This is a genomic window from Pectobacterium peruviense (genome assembly GCF_003312355.2).
GTDB lineage: Bacteria > Pseudomonadota > Gammaproteobacteria > Enterobacterales > Enterobacteriaceae > Pectobacterium > Pectobacterium peruviense.
The window spans coordinates 2,054,936-2,075,163 of record NZ_CP161826.1; the positions used below are offsets into that span (position 1 = coordinate 2,054,936).

A 20,228-nucleotide genomic window follows, 5' to 3' on the forward strand; every position below is an offset into this window, starting at 1 on the left:
TCCGCCTCTGGCAGATTTGTCGCTCACCACAGTCACTTACTTATGTAAGCTCTTGGGGACTCGCTGCGTTGCCGCCGGCCTGAAACTCGAATTATTTAGGGTTTTGTTTTTTTTATGTGAACAAAACTTTAAATGTTTGCTCTTGTTTTGAAGTTTAGGTGCCGTCGGCGATCGCGTCTAATCAAATGCGGCTATGGTGGGATAGAGGCGGTTTATCGGTATACTTGTCGCTTACCCACTACAGAGTCTGGCGATGGATATTAAACAGCTGCAATACTTGTGCAATTTGGAAAAAGAGCGCCATTTTGGTCGGGCAGCGGAAGCCAGTTTTGTCAGTCAACCAACGCTCTCCATGCGGTTGAAAAATCTGGAGCGGGAGCTGGATCTGGCGTTAATCAACCGGGGTAATAATTTTGAAGGTTTTACGGCTGAAGGTGAGCGCGTACTGGCTTGGGCACGGGAGATCGTCTCGGTTTATCAGGGATTGAAGCTGGAAGTCGCCTCGCTGAAACGTGGCGTAAGCGGGGTATTGCGCATCGGTGCGGTGCCGCAAAGCAGTATTGCATTGTCGAGTCTGCTGGCGGCGGTGAATGAGGAATATCCACAGTTGGATTTCCAGATCTCGCTGTTCAGTGCGGATCAACTGCTGGAAGCGCTGAATGCGCATTCGGTGGATGTTGGCATCGGCTTTTTTGAGTTTTCAACGCTAGAGGAACTGCACTTTCAGGCGTCGCCGCTGACGGAGCAGGGCGTTGATCTGTTGTTCCATCCGCACCATTTCCCGCAGTTGGTGGGGGATGCGCCGCTGGCGCTCGATGCGCTTTCCGACGTACCGCTCTGTTTGGCGGAGGCCAGCCGCTATTTTCGTCGCTATCTGGATAGCCATTTTCGTGAAATGGGCGTCTTGCCGTGGGTAAAGGTGGAAAGCGCTTCCGTTCTGCAATTAATCCAAAGCGTCTATGTTGGACTTGGGTGTGGGATTGTGCCCCACGGTAGCCTGATCCCAGAGATGACGCCCGCGTTAACGCTGCGTCCGTTGCAATTTCCCCCGATGCGTCGCCAACCTGCTGTCGTCATCGCGCAGGCTGGCAGAGCGACGCCGCTGGCACAGAATTTCTTTGACGTCGCACAGCAGTGGTTGCTGGCTCAGTCATAGAGGCTCTTGTCCTGCACTGGGGCAACCGATTTACTGGCGCGAAGCCGTCTGACGGACTGACGAATCACCAGCGTACCGTTTAGCAGCAGGTTGCCCACGGGGGCGTCGGGGCGAATCAGACGATATTGCAGCAGCCTGACGGCCTCTTCGCCCAACGCCTCACGCGGCACATGTACCGATGTGAGCGGCACGTCGTGAATAGCCGAGAGATTGAAGCCATCCATGCTCATCACCGAGACATCCTGCGGTACGCGCAATCCCGCCTTGTTCAGTGCATTCACCGCCCCAACCGCGATGAAATCACCGCCTGCCAGAATAGCCGTGGGCCATTTATCCTGCGGACAGCGGGCTAAAAAATCGGTCATCGCCTGTTCTGCATCCGCCGTGCTGAAATTATTCAACGCCAGCAAATGCTCTTCGGTGGTGAAAGGGAGGTTGTGGTATTGATAGGCATCCTGGATACCGTCCAGACGCAGTTCCATCGTATAACGACGCAGGCATAACAGCGTCAACACGGTATGGTGGCCCTGTTCAAAGAGATAGTGTGCGGAGAACTCGCCGATTAGCCGATGCGCGGGTGCTACACCCGGTAACCTCATCTTGCGGTCGATGCAGTTAATCAATATGCAGGGTTTACCGCTGTCCGCCGCCAGTGCGTGAATATACGGATCGTCGATGCCGATCAGCAGCGCGGCCTCCGTGGCCGGATCGCGCATTTTGTCTAAAAATAGCGCCACATCGCTGTCATTTTCCTCCAGCCCGCAGTATCGCACTCGCACATCATGGGGTTTCAAGGCGTCAATAATGCTTTGTACGACCTTGTGATAGAAAATGTCTGACCGAATATCAAAAGCACGCGGCGGGGCAAAGATAGTCAGCCCGTTCAACAGCAGGCGGCCGTTGGCGAGATCGGTCAGTACCCCGCACTGGCGGGCGCAGTTGAGAATGTCCTCTTTAGCACGCTCGCTGGTATTGGACTGACCAGATAGCACGCGTGAAACCGTACTGATCGAGTAGCCTGTCCGCTGCGCAATTTCACGTATTTTCAGGTTTCCTTTCATTTTGTGATCCCGTTCACCTTCGAAAATGACAAAGTTTTCATTACTACTTATCGCCTGTTATCAGCGGCTATAGCCGTTTTTTTGCCTGCATTTTGACCATAGCATGAAAATGTTTTCAAAAAAGTGAGTGTTTCGCGATTTTCAATTGTTCTACTCTCGATTTGGTAAACCAATTTCAGTGATTAGATACGGCAGATATAGGATTTAAGTCAATAAATACAATGATATGAAAATGATTTGGTAGTTCGATAGGCTATAAATACAAAAATGCCTTCGAGATATCAGACCAATGTAACCCTACTTTCCTGTAAAGGAGTCACCATGAGTCTCGACATCAATCCGTCTTCCATCGCTACCAAAGGTAAACGGACATTCAGAAATCTGCGTTGGTGGGTGCTGAGCCTGTTTCTGCTCGGCGTTACCGTTAACTACATCACGCGTAATTCGCTCGGTATTCTGGCCCCAGAACTGAAAACCAGTATGGGCATCACCACCGAGCAATACTCCTGGATTGTGGGTGCATTCCAGCTCGCATATACCATTTTCCAGCCGATTTGCGGCTGGCTGATCGATGTCATCGGTCTGAAAATGGGCTTTATGATTTGTGCGGTGATATGGGCGTTGATGTGCATCTTGCACGCGGGAGCGGGAAGCTGGCTGCACCTTGCGATTCTACGCTTCTTTATGGGGGCGTCCGAAGCTGCGGCAACACCGGCAAACGCCAAAACGCTGGGCGAATGGTTTCCTAAGAAAGAGCGACCGATTGCGGCAGGCTGGGCCGGTGTCGGTTTTTCCATCGGTGCGATGCTGGCACCGCCGATTATCGTCGTCGCGCATGCCTATCTCGGCTGGCAGGGCGCATTTATGTTCACGGGCGCGCTGGCGCTGATGTGGGTAGTGTTGTGGTGGCTGTTCTACCATAACCCAGAAGAACACCCTAATTTAAGCCGTGAGGAGCTGGATTTCATCCGTCAGGACAATGAAGCTCCCCCCGTCAAACTGCCTTTCTTTACCGCACTGAAAACCGTTTCAAAAAACAAACGCTTTTACGGTATCGCTATTCCAGCCTTTATGGCGGAGCCCGCGTGGGCCGTGCTCAGCTTCTGGGTGCCGCTCTATCTGGCGAATGAACGCGGTATGGATCTGAAGCAAATTGCGATGTTTGCGTGGCTACCGTTTCTTGCCGCCGATCTGGGCAGCATCGCCAGTGGCTACCTCACCCGACTCTACACCCGCTGGTTCGGCTGTTCACGCGTCAACTCGATTGTGGCCAGTTCGGTAACGGGCGCGTTTCTGATGCTGTCGCTGGCACTGGTCGCCATCAGCAAAGATCCGTGGGTAGCGATTCTGCTGATTTCCATCGGCGGATTCGGCCATCAGGTGATTTCCTGCATGTTGAGCGCACTGGTTGTGGAATCGTTCGATAAAGGACAGATGGCAACCGTGAACGGGATGCGCGGTTCGTTTGCGTGGATTGCCAGCTTTCTGTTCTCGCTGCTGATTGGCGTCACCGCCGACAAGATTGGCTTTAACCCGCTGTTTGTGGCGATGGGCTTCTTCGATCTGATCGGTGCCGTCTTCCTGATCGCGTTTATTGCTGAACGCCGTGGGAAAACGCGCTCACAGGCATAACGGCTTATGACAGCCGTTTAAGAAGCGAGATATATGGAGCGACCACGGGCGAGGCTTCCCTACGGGAACCTCATCCTCGAGTTTCTCCTAAAAATGGGCTTACGTGACCTGCATTAAGCGTAACGGCTGGTTTATTTTTTCCTGAAAAGGACGCTGTATGAAAACGTTGAAAAATTGGGTGTTTCGTCATCAGAGCACCGATCATGTTGAGCTGCTGGTGGACGACAGACATGTTTTTCGCCTGTACGTGCTGGAGCCGATGTTGGCCCGCGTGCTGATTAAACAGAATGGCGAACTGAGTCTGAACCGCACCTGGAGCATCGCGCCCCAGCAGGATGTTCCCTGGGAGGGGCGCAACCGTGAAAGTAGCGACGGTTTCAGCCTGCCGGGATTTTCGCTGGAAGAGTTGGACGACGCGCTGCGTATCAGCACCGCGCGGATGCGCATTACGATTCACCAGCCGCTGTGGCTAGCGTGGGAATATCGGGATGAGCAGGGCGAATGGCAGCCGTTTGCCGCCGACCGCCCCACCAGCGCTTATCTGCTGAACCCACACGGTGAGGGCGTTGCGCACTATCAGCGCCGTTTCCCGACTGAGCGTTATTATGGTCTGGGTGAAAAAGCGGGCGATCTTGAACGTACTGGCCGCCGATTTGAGTTCCGTAATCTGGATGCCATGGGTTACAACGCGGCGAGTACCGATCCGCTGTACAAGCATGTTCCTTTCACCATCACCCGGCGTGAGGATGTCAGCTTTGGCCTGTTCTACGATAACCTGAGCACGACCTGGCTCGATCTTGGCAATGAAATCGATAACTATCATCTGGCGTACCGACGCTATCAGGCGGAGGCGGGCGACCTCGATTATTACCTGTTTATCGGGCCGCGCGTGCTGGATGTGACAAAATCCTTCGTGCGGCTGACGGGGAAAACGCTCTTTGGGCCAAAATGGAGCTTAGGCTACAGCGGTTCGACCATGCATTACACCGATGCGCCCGATGCGCAGCAGCAGTTGATTAAATTTATTGCGCTGTGCCGTGAACACCAGATTCCGTGTGATTCGTTTCAACTCTCGTCGGGCTACACGTCGATTAACAATAAACGTTATGTGTTTAACTGGAACCACGACAAAGTCCCTCAGCCTGAAGTGATGTCGCAGGCGTTCCACGATGGGGGCTTCAAGCTGGCGGCCAATATCAAACCCTGTTTACTGCAAGATCACCCGAAATATGATGAGGTGTCGGCGCAGGGGCTGTTTATCCGCGATTCCGAATCCGATACGCCGGAGCGTTCCAGCTTTTGGGACGACGAAGGTTCTCACCTTGATTTCACTAACCCCGCAACGGTGGCCTGGTGGCAGGAGAACGTCACTCGGCAACTGCTGGAGAAAGGCATCGATTCGACGTGGAATGACAACAACGAGTATGAAGTCTGGGATGGCGAAGCCCGCTGTCACGGGTTCGGCCAACCGATGGCGATCAAAAATATTCGTCCGCTGATGCCGCTGTTAATGATGCGCGCCTCGCTGGAAGCACAGCAGCGCTTCGCCCCGACGTTGCGTCCTTATCTAATTTCTCGTTCCGGCTGTGCGGGAATGCAGCGTTACGTGCAGACCTGGAGCGGCGATAACCGCACCAACTGGCAGACGCTGCGCTACAACACGAGGATGGGCGTTGGGATGAGCCTGTCCGGCCTGTTTAATGTTGGGCACGACGTCGGCGGTTTTTCCGGTGATAAACCGGACGCTGAGCTTTTTGTGCGCTGGGTACAAAACGGTGTGATGCATCCGCGTTTCACTATCCATTCCTGGAATGACGACCACACGGTGAACGAACCGTGGATGTATCCCTCGGTAACGGCGGCAATACGCAGCGCGATTGAACTCCGCTATCGCCTTCTGCCGTATTTTTATACGTTGCTCTGGCAAGCCAGTGCGGACGATGAACCGATGCTGCGACCGACGTTCCTCGATCACGAACAGGATCGCGCGACGCTAGAGGAAACCGACGATTTCATGCTGGGGCGAGACATTCTGGTCGCCAGCGTGGTGGAGCCAGAAGAGCGTCAGCGTACGGTGTACCTGCCTGCGAATACGTCTGGCTGGTACGATTTTTATTCCGGCCAATGGTTCAGCGGCGGACAGACTATCGTGCTGGATGCGCCACTGGAACGCCTGCCGCTGATGGTCCGTGCGGGAGCGATGATCCCACTGTCGGGGCGAACGGCGTATGTCAGCCAATATGAAGACGAACAGCGCGAATTCCTGCTCTTTCCGCCTACCGCAGGCGGCACGGATAGTGGACTGCTGTTTGAAGATGATGGGGAAACGTGGCAATGGCGTGAAGGAAATGCGCTGTGGTTACGTTGGGAAATCCGCGCGGATAGCCAGCGGATTGACGTCACGTTTACGTCAGAAGGCCAGTATCAGCCCGCCTGGAAGTACGCGACGCTGCGCTTGCCGGTAGGCGAACAGCGCAATTTGTACATTAACGGCGTTCGCACGGATACCTATCAACACCAATAGTCACCGCGATATCTATTGCTTCCTGTTGCGCCTCGGATTTATTACCGAGGCGTTTTTTTTGTTATGCAGAATATGAATAATATTCGATTGGTTATTGTCAGGATAAGGAAATGTTAATGAGGTGAATGGAATATTAAATATAAAAAAGAGTTGTGCGAATACCCTTAATAATAGCGGAACTACACAATAGTTTAAATAGTAAAAAAACGTTTTATAACAGTTAAAAAAATAGATACTTGGTAAGTAATAAGTTCGCGAATTATCAGCCAGAAGAATTAATGATTAAAAACAAACATGGCTGCTTCTGATTCCTTTGCGAACAGAGTTTTTATTTTAAGTGGAGTATTCACTATGAAGAATAGTCACCATGATTTATTTGCCGCTTTTACTCTCCCCAACGGCGCGACGCTGAAAAATCGGGTGCTGATGGCCCCGATGACCACCTGTAGCGGGTTTTACGATGGGAGCGTGACAAAAGAGCTGGTGGAATATTATCAGGCCAGAGCAGGCAGTATCGGCACCGTCATTGTGGAGTGCTGCTTTATTGATGACAAAGGGTTGGCTTTTCCCGGCGCGATAGGGATCGACAACGACGACAAAATTGCCGGGTTGGCCAAAATTGCGGCCGCGATTAAAGAAAAAGGCTCGACGGCGATCCTGCAAATTTATCACGGCGGCCGTATGGTCGAACCGCGTTTTATCGGAGGTGCGACGCCGGTTGCGCCTAGCGCCATTGCTGCACCGCGTGCGGGTGCCATCGTTCCGGTCGCGTTGTCAGGCGATGAAGTCGAAGCCATGATCGGGAAGTTTGGCGCTGCCGTCCATCGCGCCATTCAGGCGGGTTTCGATGGTGTGGAAATTCACGGAGCCAACACCTACCTGATCCAACAATTTTATTCTCCCCACTCTAATCAACGCTCAGATCAATGGGGCGGCAGCCGTGACAAACGTGCGGCGTTTCCGCTTGCTGTTCTGGATATCGCCCACGAGGTTGCCGGTAAATACGCCGATCCGTCATTTATCATTGGCTATCGCTTCTCACCAGAGGAGATTGAAGAGCCGGGTATTCATTTTGATGATTCGATCTATCTGCTGGAAAAACTGGCGGTGCGCGGGCTGGATTATGTCCACTTCTCTATGGGGAATATCCTGCGCTCGTCGATTATCGAGACAAACGATCCGACGCCACTGATTAAAAAATATGTTGCTCGTCGTTCTGCGACATTAGCGGCTATTCCGGTTATTGGCGTAGGCGATATCGTCAATCAAGCAGACGCCGATGCAGCGTTAGAAAATGGTTATGACCTGATTGCCGTTGGCAGAGCCTGTATTGCTTATCCCGATTGGACGGATTGCATTGCCGAGCAGAAAAAACTCGATCTTTATATTGCCAGCGATAAACGTGAAGCACTCATGATCCCCGAGCCGCTGTGGCGTTTTTCATTAGTCGAAGCCATGATTCGGGACGTGAATTTAACCGGCAAGAAATTCAAATCTGGGGTTTATCAAGAAAACGTTCAGGACGAATGTGGCGAATTGCAGATTACTGTCCATTTTGAGCAGAATCGGGTCGCCGATATTGCGTTGGATAATTGTGATATCGATGATTCGCTGAAAATCAGTTTTGAAATTATCCGTGAACGTATTTTGGATACCAATAGCCCGCACGTTGACGCCGTAACGGGTGCAACGGCGCAGAGTGAAGCGATCAAAAAAGCCGTCACCAAGGCGATGGTGAAATCGAGTAAAGACGCCATTGTTGCCGATGGCGGTAATCCGAATGCACGCCGCGAAGCGGACGTTGTTGTCATTGGCAGCGGCGGCGCGGGGCTAGCGGCGGCGATTCAGGCCAGCGAAGAGGGGGCTCGCGTTATCGTAATTGAAAAGATGCCAGTCATCGGCGGAAACACCATCAAGGCCTCTGCTGGTATGAACGCGGCGGGAACGGTCTTCCAGCAAAACAGAGGTATCGAAGATAGCCACGTGCTGTTCTATAACGAAACCCTGAAAAGTGGAAAGCAGAAGAACAACCCAACGCTGGTGCAATATTTCGTCGATCATGCATCTGATGCGATTAACTGGCTGGCGCAGAACGATATTGAGTTGAGCGATATCACGACGACGGGCGGCATGAGCGTGGACAGAACGCATCGACCAGCCAACGGCGCTGCGGTGGGCGGCTATCTGGTCAGTGGACTGATTAAAAATCTCAATAAATACAATATTGAGGTGCTGCTGGAAACGTCGGTGACGGAGATTGTTCAAGAGAAGGGCAAAGTGACCGCCGTCAAAGTCGTTAATGACGAACGGGAAGAAAGCCTGATTACGACAAAAGCGGTGATTGTTGCTACGGGCGGTTTCAGCGCGAATCAGGCGATGGTGGAGTCGTACCGTCCAGACCTGAAAGGCTTTGTCACGACCAACCACAAGGGCGCGACGGGCGGCGGGATTCGTCTGCTGGAGCAGATTGGCGCGGATACGGTGGACATGGGCGAAATTCAAACTCACCCAACGGTTGAGCAGACAACCTCTTATCTGATCTCCGAATCCATTCGCGGCGGCGGGGCTATTCTGGTGTCGCAGCGCGGAGAACGTTTCTTTAACGAAATGGAGACGCGGGATAACGTCTCGTCCGCCATCGTTAATTTGCCGGAAGAATACGCGTATATTCTGTTCGATGAACAGGTAAGAAACCGCAATCGGGCGGTTGAAGAGTATGTCGCTCAAGGGCTGACCGTTAGCGCGAGCAGCGTGACTGAACTGGCCGAGAAACTCGACATACCACCGGCGGCTCTGCAAGCCACGTTCGATCGCTACAATATCTTTATTGCTGATAAGCACGATGAAGACTTTGGTCGTTCAACCGGCATGCGCGATCCGCTGAATCAGGCACCTTACTACGCCATTAAAGTGGCTCCGGGCGTGCACCACACGATGGGCGGTGTGACGATTAACGCGAAAGCAGAAGTGCTGAACCGCCACAAAGAGACGATCTCTGGCGCTTATGCGGCAGGGGAAGTGGTGGGAGGGATTCACGGTGCGAACCGCATTGGGGGGAACGCTGTGGCGGATATCATTATCTTCGGCATTCAGGCGGGGATTCAGGCGGCGGCGTATGCGCGTGCACCGCGCCATTCCGGTTTTTTGCCTGCCAAGGCGCGTAAAGCCAAGTTTGTGACATCGACGGCTAAAACGGCTGAAAAACAGTCTGTTATGATAGAAGAATAGCGCGACTGGCGAGCGTCTGGAAAGGCGCTCGCCATTTTTCACCGTTTCCTCTCAGTACCGCCTTCGTTCATGGGAACCACCCTATGCCTTCTGTCGATAACGCTTACGTCTATTCCGTTCACCTGATGGGCAGCCCCATTCTGCTCAAACTGTTTGTCCATGATGAAACCGCCGTCAGGCAGGTTTTCCAGCGCATCAAACAGCTCGAAGATCTGCTAACCGTGAATCGAGCGCAGTCGGAAGTGATGAGCATCAACCATGCGGCGGGGAAAGAATACGTTTCGGTTAGCCCGATTGTCTTTGCGCTGATTAAACGCGCCAAAGCGGTCAGTCTGATTGAAAACAGCGGCTTTAACGTCGCGATTGGCCCCGTCGTGAAACTATGGAAAATCGGTTTTAGCGGCAGCACGGTGCCTGACCACGAGTCGATACAACGGGCGCTGGCATTAACGCATCCCGAACGCATTGTTCTCAGAGAGCAGGACTGCGCCGTGTTGTTAGAAAGCGCTGGAATGGAGATCGACCTGGGCGCGATTGCGAAAGGTTATATTGCCGATATCGTCCGGGACGTTCTGCATCAACATGCGATTCAGGATGCGCTGATCAATCTGGGGGGAAACGTGCTCGCTATCGGCAGCGCACTGACGGATGAGCAAGGGCTATGGAGCGTCGGGTTGCAGAAGCCTTTCGCGGATCGCGATAGCCTGCTTGGCATCATTAAGGTGAAGAACAAATCCGTGGTGACATCCGGCGTCTATGAGCGTTTTTTTACCGTAGACGACCGTATCTATCATCATATTCTCGATCCCCAGACGGGTTACCCGCTAGATAATGAGCTGCACAGTGTGACGATTATCTCGAATGACTCTCTCGACGGTGATATCTACACCACACTGCTCTATGGCATGGGCGTGAGCGCAGGCATTCACTTTCTAAAAAACCGGCAAGATATTGAAGCTATTTTTGTGACGAAGAATAAAGAGATAATCTTTTCCTCGCAGCGGCACTATCGGTTTGAATTGCTGGATGAGGATTATTCGGTGACTATGTTGTAGTTATCGTTATTCTAAAATAGACAAATGGATGGCCAAGAAAAATCGGCCATCCATTTTTAGTAATACTATTAATCGATGTGTATTTTTAATTGTTAACAGTGATCGTCGGGTCCCATTGGAAATAACCAAAAAGCTCCTGCGCCCCCCCATTTGGGCGATAGTACAACCCGAATTGCACTTGATAGTTTTCTTTGCCTTTCTGGTTGATATCCGCCTGAATGAACCAGTAAGATTGATCGGTATACGTTACTGGAAAAGGACCGTTCTGCGCTGGCAGCATTGAGGTCTTTGTGTACATTTTAAAGGTTGGGCTGGTAAATACATCTTGCCCACCAAATTTTGGTAAACCATAAATCAACACACTGGAGTCAAAGTTCCCCGATTCTGATGTTCCGGTCCAGCGAATCACATCACCAACATTGGCGCTGATATTAAGATCGGCTGTGCCTGAACCACTAATGGCCGATTCAGAAGCGACAACCATATACGAATATTGATGGCCAATAGGGGTCGGGCTTTTTTCATTTTTGCTGGGATTTTTACCTGTAAAATCATCAATAATGCTATCCGTATCAATAACAACAATGATGTTGATAATACTATTACTGGATTTGAAACTAGATGCATCAGCGTTACTCATAATGACCTCGTTTTAAAATGATAGGTAAATATATTATTTAACTAAACGTTAAATAATTAGCATGTAAATTTTTTTGAAAAATAAAATACGGCTCGACTGGCGCGCAGATAAATAATAGATGAAGATTTGTTTTTTGCGTTCTGCTCTATTATTTCTCATTCTTTTGATTTGATAGGATTTGTTTTTTAATAAATCTGTAATTAATTCAATATTCCCTTGTTATTTAATGAGTATTATGAATATGTGTTTTTTATGGATAAATGATAAAAAGTTAATATTTTTAAATATACAGTTATTAATGTTAGGGGTTGTTTTTTGTATGGAGGTTTATTCTGCATAAATATACTTTTTATGCATATTATTTTGTATGCGTTAATTCAATTATTATATTTTATCTATGAAGGATGATCGTACTGACGATCTTCTTTTGGGGATGGGGAATAACAATGCGCTCCTTTTCAAGAGCGCATTGTTGAAACACCGTTAGCGGTGAGAACTTATTTCAGTTCCAGCTCGTTCATGGCAGCGATGCTGAAGCCGCCGTCAACGTGCAGAACTTCACCGGAGATACCGGCTGCCAGATCGGAACACAGGAACGCAGCAGAGTTGCCCACGTCTTCAATGGTAACGACACGGCGGATTGGCGTAACGGCTTCGCAATGCGACAGCATTTTCTTGAAGTCTTTGATGCCGGATGCAGCCAGTGTACGAATCGGGCCTGCAGAGATGGCGTTGACACGCACGCCCTGAGCACCCATGGCATTTGCCATGTAACGTACGTTCGCTTCCAGAGAGGCTTTTGCCAGACCCATCACGTTGTAGTTAGGGATGGCACGCTCAGCACCCAGGTAGGACAGGGTAACCAGCGCAGAGTTCGGGTTCAGCATCTTGCGGCAGGCTTTCGCCATCGCGACGAAGCTGTAAGAGCTGATGTCGTGAGAAATGCTGAAGCCTTCACGGGTAACGGCATCAACATAGTCACCGTCCAGTTGGTCGCCCGGTGCATAAGCAATGGAATGCACGAAGCCATCAAAGTTCGGCCATACGTTAGCCAGTTCGGTAAACAGTGCTTCGATGCTCGCATCTTCAGCGACATCACACGGCAGAACGATGCTGGAACCCAGCTCGCTGGCAAAACCTTCAACGCGTGCTTTTAATTTTTCGTTCTGATACGTGAATGCCAGTTCGGCACCTTCACGTTGCATTGCTTGTGCAATACCGTAGGCAATAGAACGGGTGCTGGCAACGCCTGTTACCAGAATGCGCTTACCGGTAAGAAAACCCATAGCAGTAATCCTTGTGATCATTGTTGCTGCGATCGCCACTTCTGTGCCTGTAAACCTACGCGGCAAGTGACGACCGAGATGAATAAACCGCGCAATTCTACCATGTTGGGGACGGTAGGGGTACTCCGAGCAGTATCCCTCCTTTGTCACAGTCCTGTGGGCGCAGAGGAATTGCTGTCGTTGTGCGCGAAGATTAACGTTGTGCGCCGTCTCGTCGCCAGGCATCGGCGCTGAGCGCTTCGCCAAAGTGGCTGGCAATCAAACGTTTCGTCAGGTCATGGAGCGGGGCGGACAACACATCGGCGGTACTGCCGCGTTCGACCACTTCGCCTGCCTGCATCACCAGAATCTGGTCGCTGATGTGCTTCATCATGCCCAGATGCTGCGTCACGTAAATATAAGAGATACCGTGCTTTTCCTGTAACTCCAGCATCAGATTGATAATCTGTGACCGCATAGACATATCCAGCGACGCCAGCGCTTCATCGGCAACAATCACTTTCGGTTGCAGAATGAGTGCGCGCGCTAGGCCGACGCGCTGTTTTTGCCCCGGCGCGAGCGCGTGCGGATAGTAATAAGCGTGATCGGGCCGTAACCCGACCTGCTGTAGCGCCTGATTAATTGCTTTTTCGCGTGCTTCGGCGCTGAGGTCGGTATTTAGCCGCAGCGGAACATCCAATAGTTGCCCGATACGCTGACGCGGGTTGAGCGCATTGCTCGCATCCTGAAAAATCATGCGGATGCGCTGGCTGCGGTAGCCATAATCGCCGTAATGCAGTGGATGATCATCGATAACCAGTTCACCGGACGTCGGAGCGATCATGCCTGACAGCATTTTGGCCAGCGTCGATTTCCCCGAACCGTTCTCGCCGATGATGGCGAGCGTCTGGCGTTCACGTAGCGTAAAGCTGACGGATTTCACCGCCTCAACGTGCTGACGACGAAACAGCCCGGTCCGGTAGCGGAACGTCTTGGTCAGGTTGCGGGCTTCAAGTAGCATCTCAACCATCACGGTTCCTCCATGTTGAGCGGGAAGTGGCAGGCATATAAGTGGTTCTTAACAGAGAGCAGCGGCGGCGTTTGCATACACTGCTTTTGTGAATAAGGGCAGCGCGGGCCGAGTCGGCAGCCAATCGGCAGGTGCTCCAATGAGGGAATCGCGCCATTCAGAGTGTTTAACCGGCTTTTGTGCGGCAATGAGCGGCCGAAATCAGGCATTGCGCGGATCAGCGCCTGCGTATAAGGATGATGCGGTGCGGTGATCAAATCTTCACAGGTAGCGCTTTCTACTGTTTGTCCGCAGTAAAGCACGTTAATCCGGTCTGCCCATTTACTCATGGTTTGCAGATCATGGCTGATGAGCAGAATGGTGGTGTTATTGTTTTGGTTCAGGCGCGATAGTAGGCGGAAAATTTGTGCCTGCGTGGTGGATTCCATCGCGTTGGTCGGTTCATCGGCAATCAGCAGACGCGGCTGGTTCGCCAGCGCGATGGCAATCATCACCTTCTGACACTCACCGTCGCTCAGCTCATAGGGATAGCTGCCCATGATGTCTTTGTGATCTTTAATTCCAACGCGGTGCAGCAGTTCGATAGCGCGGCGCTTGCGCCAGTTAAATCGCTGCCACCAGCGGCCTTTATACGTCCAGCCGGGAATCGCCTGCACCAGCTGCCGACCCACACTTTCGGAGGGATCGAGACAGGACTGTGGTTCCTGAAAAATCATGGAGACGTTATGACCGACCAGTTTACGCCGCTCGCGCGACGACAGTTGCAGCAGGTCGATATCATCGAAGCGGAAGCGGTCGGCGGTGACGCGCCAGTTCTCTTTGGTGATCCCGCAGATGGCTTTGGCGATCAGGCTTTTGCCTGAGCCAGATTCGCCCACCAGCCCGCGGATTTCCCCTTCGCTCAGCGTCATACTGACGCGATCGACGGCTTTTACGGCACCGTCAGCGGTCAGAAATTCAATCGTCAGGTTACGGATATCAAGTAATGGCATAGGGAGTCGTCGCCTCTTATTCCGTTTCCGCGACGAGCGCGCGGCGGATGCCGTCGCCCAGCAGGTTGACGATTAATACGCTCAGCGCGATCGCTGCACCGGGCAGCATCACGGTCCACGGCGCGGCATAAACCAGCTCCAGCGAGTTACCGAGCAGGGCGCCCCATTCTGTGGTGGGCAGCTGTGCGCCCAAATCGAGAAAGCCCAGCGCGGCGATATCCAAAATGGCGATCGACAACGCGCGAGTAAATTCTGAAACCAGCAGCGCGGCAATGTTCGGTAAGACAACGTACCAGACCAGATAAAACGTGGAGGCTCCGTCAAGACGGGCGGCGATCACGTACTCTTTGTCCATCTCATCGTGTACGGCGTTGTAGATGGTACGCACCATACGTGGCAACAGCGCCAGCCAGACGGCAAGCATTGCGTGTTCGAGCTTCGGGCCGATAAAGGCAATCACCACAATCGCCAGCAACAGCGACGGAATCGACAGCAGCGTATCCAAAATATGGTTGAGCATCGCAGAGCGCAGCCCGCGCGTGACGCCAGCAAAGACACCCAGCACGATGCCGCACAGCGCCGCCGCGTAGGTGACGATGAGCGACGCACCGACGGTGGGGGCTGCACCGCTCAATAGGCGGCTTAGCTGGTCGCGCCCTAAATCATCGGTGCCGAGAAAGAACGACACTTCGCCGTAGTGCGACCAGGAAGGAGGCAGCAGTTGATAGCCCAAAAATTGCTGGTCAACTTCATAAGGCGCAAGAAATTTGCCGAACAGGCACAGGCCGATCAGGATCAAAAAACCGTATAACCCGACCATCGCCAGCATATCCTGATGGAATGCGCGCCAGGTATCGCCCAGTCGGCTAGGCAACCGCTTTTCGCTATAGACGTTATCGTAGGGCATACCATTCCTTATGTTTCAACGGATTTGCCATCGCGCCCCAAATATCAGACAGGATGTTGACCGTGATAACCATCGCGCCAACCACCATGACGCCCGCAGAGATCGCGGCGAAATCCTGTTGGCGAATCGCGTTCACCAGCCAGCGACCCACGCCCGGCCAGTTAAAGACCACTTCGGTAATCATCGTCAGCGTTAGCATGGTGGAAAATTGTAACCCTAGCTTGGGGATAATCGGCGGCAGCGCGTTGTGAATCAGGTGGCGACGAATGATCGTGAAGCGGGATAGCCCACGCGTTGCTGCCGCTTTAATGTAATTTTTGCTAATAATATCAGTAGTACTCACGCGCATCAGACGGATCACCTCGGTGGTCGGCCCGACGGCTAGCACGGTAATCGGTAGAATCAGGTGGCGGATGGCGCTGGCGATCATTTCACCACGATGCGGTGAATCGGACAGCCAGGCGTCAATCAGCGCAAAGCCGGTCACCGTTTTCACCTGATAGAGCAGATCGAAACGGCCAGAAACCGGAAGCCAGCCGAGATGCAGCGAAAAGAAGAGTGTCAACAGCAGCGCCAGCCAGAACACTGGCAGGGAAAAACCGATCAGAGCCAGTGTGCTGATCACGATGTCCGCCCCGCGATTTTGCATCACGCCTGCGGTAATCCCCAGAGGAATACCGACCAGCAGCGAGAGCGCAAACGCCAGCAGACAAAGCTCGATCGTAGCTGGGAACACTTCTTTCAGCAGCTCGCTGATGGCCTGCCCGTTAATGCTGGAACGACCGAAATCGCCCTGAAGCAGGCTGGTGAGGTAGAAATGATAGGCATCAAACAGCGCTGCGCCATTGAGCGGGGCGTTAGGCGTGTAGTAGCTGAGGCTGAAGCCAACCAGCGTCAGCAGTGACAATGTCACGAACAATAACACCAGACGTCGCAAGGTAAAAATAATCACGGCTGTGCTTCCTCCACGGTTTCCGGTGCAGGGGGCTTCTGCTGCGCTTGTTGATCCTCGCGGAATACGCCCGCGAACGAGGCATTGCCGAATGGGCTCAATACCAGCCCTTTCATGTCGTAGCGGTAGGCGAGTAATCTCAATGATGACGCCAGCGGTAGAACGGGTAATTGTTCTGCCAGAATGCGCTGTGCCTGCTGATAATAGTCAATCCGCTTAGAGAGCTGCTGTGACGAGAGCGCGTTTTGTAGCACTTCATCAAAGGTAGGATCGCACCAGTGTGCGTAGTTGCTCTGAGAACGAATCGCCGCGCAGCTTAACAACGGTCGGAAAAAACTGTCCGGGTCGTTACTGTCCGTTGCCCAACCTGCCAGTGTTAAATCGTGGCTGAGTTCCATCAGTCGTGCTTCCTGAAAGCGGCCTTCTACCGGCACGATGGTGACGGTGACGCCAATTTGCGCCAGATCGGCCTGTATCAGCTCTGCCGTTTTCAGCGGACTGGGGTTGTAGGATTGTGAGGCGCTGGGCACCCACAGGCGCAGATTCAGGTTCGTGAGCCCCAGTTCCTGCAAGATTTGTCGCGCTTTCTGCGGATTGTATTCCGTTACCTGTGATTCATTGTCGTACGCCCACGAGGCGCGGGGCAGAATAGAGGCAGCGGTTTCCGCCGTACCGTAATAGATCGACTGCATCAGCCTGTCGTTATTGATCGCCAGCGCGATAGCTTCCCGCACGCGGCGGTCATCCAACGGTGCTTTTCGTACGTTGAAAGCCAAATAGGCGACGTTCATGCCGGGACGTAGCGAGAGGCGCAGACGCGGGTCATTACGCAGGATGGTTAGCTGGCTGGCAGCCGGATAGGCAAGAACGTCACATTCGCCCGTCAACAGCTTGGATAAACGACCCGTACCGCCGGAACCGAGATCGATAACCACCTGCGGCATACGCGGCAAACCGCGCCAATAGTCGGCGTTGCGCGTCAGCCGGATATATTGCCCGTTACGGTATTCATTGAGCATATAAGGCCCAGTGCCGACCGGTTCGCGATCCAGCAGTTCTTTCTTATCTTCTTTCGCCAGACGCTGTGCATATTCATCGGACAGAATCGGGGCGTAGTGGGTAGCCAGATGCCACAGAAACGACGCATCTGGGCTGTTTAGGCGGATCTCAACGCTGTATTCGCCAAGTTTGCGAATACTTTGCACTGAATCGGCAAATTGCAGACTGTCGAAATAGGGATATTCGCCGCCGTTGACATCATGATACGGATGTTTTTTATCCAGCATGCGCTGGAAGCTGAATATCACGTCGTCGGCATTCATATTTCGCGTGGGGCTGAACCACTCGGTACGTTGAAACGGTACATCGTGGCGCAGGTAGAAACGGTATGTCGAACCGTTATCCAATACTTCCCAGCGCTGAGCTAGTTCCGGCATCAGGCGATAGGTATAAGGATCGACGTCCAGCAGGCGATCGTAAAGCTGCGCCGCCAGCGTATCAATGGTGACGCCGCTGCGTGCCATCTGCGGGTTAAACGTGTTCAGGACATCATTGACGCAATAGACAAAACCGCTCTGGCGAATATTTTCCAGCGGAGCGGGGGGCGTTAGCACGGACTGTGGTGCGGCCAGTGCAGGTAAAGCCAGCCAGGTGAATGCCAGTGCGAAACAGGTTTTTCCGAACATACGGGATTTTTCAGTCAATACGTATATAAAGAGAGTGTATCGCACTCTTGGCATCCTCCCCACTCTTGTTGTGTGCGTCTGGCGACTTTCCAACCGTTTAAGCCATTTGGTGAGCAATTGAAAACGTTATAATGAATGCTAATGGGTTATTCCGTGGGGCATTACGTTTGTTATCGGCAGAACCGATGCCCGGCAGGAACCCTATAGTCAGTATGGAAATGAGAAAAATTCTCAACAAAGTGCTTTACAGATGATACTGATAACTATTATCATCATTTTCGCACTTCAGCAGTGGCTCCTCGCAGACACTGAAGGAGAGCACGACATTGCTCACATTGCTTCCAGTATTATTTTAGCCAGCCTACGTGCTGGCTTTTTTTTGCCCGCTAAATCTCGCCGCCAGATACTTATCTTGCTTTCTATTTCCTTGTAAATAATTAATAAAATCAATCTGGTTGGGAAATTTCCTAAATTATTTGCGAGAGCGGAAATCTCCCTTATCATGCCTATACCCAAGATTATGGGTGTTCACAATGGAGATAAGGAATATGTGGATCAGAAGGAATCAAATCGTCAGGAAATTGACGTTAGGTGTAGTAACAACGGTGCTGGGTATGTCGCTCAGTTTCTCCGCATTATCCGCCACGCCGGTGGAAACGCACGGCCAGCTGTCCGTCGAGAATGGGCGACTGGTGGATGAACAGGGAAAGCGGGTGCAACTGAGAGGGATCAGTTCACACGGGTTGCAGTGGTTTGGTGACTACGTTAACAAAGATTCGATGAAATGGCTGCGTGATGACTGGGGGATTAACGTGTTCCGCGTCGCCATGTACACGGCAGAAAATGGTTATATTGCTAACCCGTCCATCGCCAATAAGGTAAAAGAGGCCGTTGCGGCGGCTCAAAGCCTTGGCGTCTACATCATTATCGACTGGCATATCTTGTCGGATAACGACCCCAATACTTATAAAGCGCAGGCAAAAACCTTCTTTGCCGAAATGGCGGGGCTGTATGGCAGCTCGCCGAACGTGATTTATGAAATCGCCAATGAACCAAACGGCGGCGTGACATGGAACGGGCAGATTCGACCTTATGCCCTGGAAGTGACGGACACCATCCGTAGCAAAGATCCCGATAACATCATTATCGTCGGTACTGGCACCTGGAGTCAGGATATCAATGACGCCGCAGACAATCAGCTGCCCGATCCGAATACCCTGTATGCGCTGCATTTCTATGCTGGTACGCACGGGCAGTCCCTGCGGGATCGTATTGACTATGCACAAAGCCGCGGTGCGGCGATTTTCGTCAGCGAGTGGGGAACAAGCGATGCGTCCGGCAATGGCGGGCCGTTCCTACCAGAATCGCAGACCTGGATCGATTTCTTGAATAACCGTGGCGTAAGCTGGGTGAACTGGTCACTTAACGATAAATCAGAGGCGTCCGCGGCGCTGGCTCCGGGGGCGAGCAAATCGGGTGGCTGGACGGAGCAGAATCTGTCGACGTCAGGCAAATTTGTCAGAGAGCAGATTCGTGCGGGGGCAGATCTGAGCGGGGGCGATACGCCGACCACGCCAACAGAACCGACCAATCCAGGCAATGGAACAACGGGTGATGTCGTACTGCAATATCGTAATGTGGATAACAACCCTTCCGATGATGCAATTCGTATGGCCTTTAACATCAAAAACACCGGAAGTACGCCGATCAAACTCAGCGATCTGCAAGTGCGTTACTACTTCCATGATGATGGTAAACCTGGTGCGAACCTCTTTGTTGACTGGGCGAACGTCGGTCCTAACAACATTGTGACCAGCACGGGGACGCCAGCTGCTAGCACCGATAAAGCCAATCGCTATGTTCTGGTTACCTTCAGCAGCGGGGCTGGCTCCCTTCAACCGGGCGCAGAGACGGGCGAGGTGCAGGTTCGCATCCACGCGGGTGACTGGAGCAACGTGAATGAAACGAATGATTATTCATACGGCGCTAACGTCACGAGTTATACCAACTGGGACAAGATCACCGTGCATGATAAAGGCACGCTGGTATGGGGTGCGGAACCGTAATAGTGCGTTGTTAACGTATTAATTCATCTATCTTG

The 20,228-nt window shown here is 52.3% G+C and carries 14 protein-coding genes; 6 read left to right on the forward strand and 8 right to left on the reverse strand.

The genetic code is table 11. From position 1 onward, the window contains the following. Positions 1–253: 253 nt before the first annotated feature. Complete coding sequence (locus tag DUT67_RS09360) at positions 254–1,156, forward strand: LysR family transcriptional regulator (protein ID WP_113627881.1); 903 nt, start codon at positions 254–256, stop codon at positions 1,154–1,156. Here DUT67_RS09360 and DUT67_RS09365 read toward each other — a convergent pair. After that, a complete protein-coding gene (locus DUT67_RS09365; protein ID WP_113627882.1) occupies positions 1,147–2,217 on the reverse strand; it encodes a LacI family DNA-binding transcriptional regulator in 1,071 nt (356 codons plus the stop codon). The two genes, DUT67_RS09360 and DUT67_RS09365, sit on opposite strands and share 10 nt — an antisense overlap. Before the next feature lie 321 nt (positions 2,218–2,538). On the opposite strand from DUT67_RS09365, the gene DUT67_RS09370 reads away from it, so the two are divergent. The 4 genes from DUT67_RS09370 (at position 2,539) to DUT67_RS09385 (ending at position 10,656) form a co-directional block, all read left to right on the forward strand. Next, on the forward strand, positions 2,539–3,849 hold the full coding sequence (locus DUT67_RS09370) for an MFS transporter (protein WP_113631624.1): 1,311 nt from the start codon (positions 2,539–2,541) through the stop codon (positions 3,847–3,849). Between the two features lie 157 nt (positions 3,850–4,006). Beyond that, on the forward strand, positions 4,007–6,373 hold the full coding sequence (locus DUT67_RS09375; protein ID WP_113627884.1) for a TIM-barrel domain-containing protein: 2,367 nt from the start codon (positions 4,007–4,009) through the stop codon (positions 6,371–6,373). Positions 6,374–6,724: 351 nt separating this feature from the next. Beyond that, positions 6,725–9,601 carry a flavocytochrome c gene (locus DUT67_RS09380; RefSeq protein ID WP_113631625.1) on the forward strand — a complete coding sequence of 959 codons (2,877 nt, stop codon included), beginning with the start codon at positions 6,725–6,727 and terminating at the stop codon, positions 9,599–9,601. An 83-nt stretch (positions 9,602–9,684) separates the two neighbouring features. Further along, positions 9,685–10,656 carry an FAD:protein FMN transferase gene (locus tag DUT67_RS09385; protein WP_113631626.1) on the forward strand — a complete coding sequence of 324 codons (972 nt, stop codon included), beginning with the start codon at positions 9,685–9,687 and terminating at the stop codon, positions 10,654–10,656. Between the two features lie 85 nt (positions 10,657–10,741). On the opposite strand, the gene DUT67_RS09390 is transcribed toward DUT67_RS09385, so the two are convergent. The 7 genes from DUT67_RS09390 to sapA all read right to left on the reverse strand — a co-directional run bounded on the left by DUT67_RS09390 (position 10,742) and on the right by sapA (position 18,127). Beyond that, positions 10,742–11,296, reverse strand: a complete 555-nt coding sequence (locus DUT67_RS09390; RefSeq protein WP_048259871.1) for an inclusion body family protein — start codon at positions 11,294–11,296, stop codon at positions 10,742–10,744. A 497-nt stretch (positions 11,297–11,793) separates the two neighbouring features. Further along, positions 11,794–12,582 carry an enoyl-ACP reductase FabI gene (gene fabI, locus DUT67_RS09395; protein WP_048259872.1) on the reverse strand — a complete coding sequence of 263 codons (789 nt, stop codon included), beginning with the start codon at positions 12,580–12,582 and terminating at the stop codon, positions 11,794–11,796. A gap of 193 nt (positions 12,583–12,775) precedes the next feature. After that, complete coding sequence (gene sapF, locus DUT67_RS09400; protein ID WP_048259873.1) at positions 12,776–13,591, reverse strand: putrescine export ABC transporter ATP-binding protein SapF; 816 nt, start codon at positions 13,589–13,591, stop codon at positions 12,776–12,778. Beyond that, positions 13,591–14,583 (reverse strand): putrescine export ABC transporter ATP-binding protein SapD, encoded by a 993-nt coding sequence (gene sapD, locus DUT67_RS09405; RefSeq protein ID WP_095994748.1) that lies wholly within the window; start codon positions 14,581–14,583, stop codon positions 13,591–13,593. Before sapD ends, sapF begins: the two co-directional genes overlap by 1 nt. 16 nt (positions 14,584–14,599) lie before the next feature. After that, complete coding sequence (gene sapC / locus DUT67_RS09410; RefSeq protein WP_048259875.1) at positions 14,600–15,490, reverse strand: putrescine export ABC transporter permease SapC; 891 nt, start codon at positions 15,488–15,490, stop codon at positions 14,600–14,602. Further along, positions 15,477–16,442 carry a putrescine export ABC transporter permease SapB gene (sapB, locus tag DUT67_RS09415; protein WP_101781561.1) on the reverse strand — a complete coding sequence of 322 codons (966 nt, stop codon included), beginning with the start codon at positions 16,440–16,442 and terminating at the stop codon, positions 15,477–15,479. Before sapB ends, sapC begins: the two co-directional genes overlap by 14 nt. Next, the gene (gene sapA / locus DUT67_RS09420) at positions 16,439–18,127 is read right to left on the reverse strand and encodes an ABC transporter substrate-binding protein SapA (protein WP_113631627.1); all 1,689 of its coding nucleotides are present in this window, start codon (positions 18,125–18,127) and stop codon (positions 16,439–16,441) included. Before sapA ends, sapB begins: the two co-directional genes overlap by 4 nt. A 548-nt stretch (positions 18,128–18,675) precedes the next feature. Between sapA and DUT67_RS09425 the strand changes: the two genes are divergently transcribed. Beyond that, on the forward strand, positions 18,676–20,193 hold the full coding sequence (locus DUT67_RS09425; protein ID WP_113631628.1) for a cellulase family glycosylhydrolase: 1,518 nt from the start codon (positions 18,676–18,678) through the stop codon (positions 20,191–20,193). Positions 20,194–20,228 lie beyond the last annotated feature (35 nt).

What these genes read in the sequence shown, in the direction of transcription:
- DUT67_RS09360 (WP_113627881.1), top strand. Translation starts at nt 254, where the DNA reads ATGGATATTAAACAGCTGCAATACTTGTGCAATTTGGAAAAAGAGCGC.
- DUT67_RS09365 (WP_113627882.1), bottom strand. Translation starts at nt 2,217, where the DNA reads ATGAAAGGAAACCTGAAAATACGTGAAATTGCGCAGCGGACAGGCTAC.
- DUT67_RS09370 (WP_113631624.1), top strand. Translation starts at nt 2,539, where the DNA reads ATGAGTCTCGACATCAATCCGTCTTCCATCGCTACCAAAGGTAAACGG.
- DUT67_RS09375 (WP_113627884.1), top strand. Translation starts at nt 4,007, where the DNA reads ATGAAAACGTTGAAAAATTGGGTGTTTCGTCATCAGAGCACCGATCAT.
- DUT67_RS09380 (WP_113631625.1), top strand. Translation starts at nt 6,725, where the DNA reads ATGAAGAATAGTCACCATGATTTATTTGCCGCTTTTACTCTCCCCAAC.
- DUT67_RS09385 (WP_113631626.1), top strand. Translation starts at nt 9,685, where the DNA reads ATGCCTTCTGTCGATAACGCTTACGTCTATTCCGTTCACCTGATGGGC.
- DUT67_RS09390 (WP_048259871.1), bottom strand. Translation starts at nt 11,296, where the DNA reads ATGAGTAACGCTGATGCATCTAGTTTCAAATCCAGTAATAGTATTATC.
- fabI (WP_048259872.1), bottom strand. Translation starts at nt 12,582, where the DNA reads ATGGGTTTTCTTACCGGTAAGCGCATTCTGGTAACAGGCGTTGCCAGC.
- sapF (WP_048259873.1), bottom strand. Translation starts at nt 13,591, where the DNA reads ATGGTTGAGATGCTACTTGAAGCCCGCAACCTGACCAAGACGTTCCGC.
- sapD (WP_095994748.1), bottom strand. Translation starts at nt 14,583, where the DNA reads ATGCCATTACTTGATATCCGTAACCTGACGATTGAATTTCTGACCGCT.
- sapC (WP_048259875.1), bottom strand. Translation starts at nt 15,490, where the DNA reads ATGCCCTACGATAACGTCTATAGCGAAAAGCGGTTGCCTAGCCGACTG.
- sapA (WP_113631627.1), bottom strand. Translation starts at nt 18,127, where the DNA reads ATGTTCGGAAAAACCTGTTTCGCACTGGCATTCACCTGGCTGGCTTTA.
- DUT67_RS09425 (WP_113631628.1), top strand. Translation starts at nt 18,676, where the DNA reads ATGTGGATCAGAAGGAATCAAATCGTCAGGAAATTGACGTTAGGTGTA.